Genomic DNA, 367 nt, shown 5'->3' with positions numbered 1-367 from the left:
AAAGTCCATCACCCGCTTTGCCCGGAACACTGGGATCGTTCTGGATGCCACAAGACTTCTCAAGGAGCGCGGCATCGGGGTGTACTTTGAGCTTCAGGGAATCAATACGCTAGGAGAAGGCGGCGAGCTTCTCATGACGCTCTTTGCCGCATTCGGTCAGGCGGAGAGCGAGGCAAACCGGCTCGGGACCAGGATGGCCATTCAGCGGAAGGTACAAGTACAGGAGCCCATCCAGCAGATCCAGCGGGTGTTCGGATACACGAAGAACGAGGACGGCGAGATCGTGCCGGATCAGGATGCAGGCCGTGTGCTGGAGATTTTCGAGATGGCCGCCGATGGATTCACGGTCGCACAGATCACAAACTAC

At 57.8% G+C, this 367-nt stretch carries 1 protein-coding gene; it reads left to right on the top strand.

What is annotated here, in order from left to right; translation table 11 throughout:
- Positions 1-367: recombinase family protein (locus ACTQ1N_RS12800; protein ID WP_441957017.1), on the top strand; the 367-nt coding region annotated here is incomplete at both ends.

Source organism: Porcincola sp. LCP21S3_C12 (genome assembly GCF_052118625.1).
Lineage (GTDB): Bacteria > Bacillota > Clostridia > Lachnospirales > Lachnospiraceae > Porcincola.
Note: the sequence above shows the minus strand (reverse complement) of the source record. Positions and strands in the feature narration are given on the sequence as shown.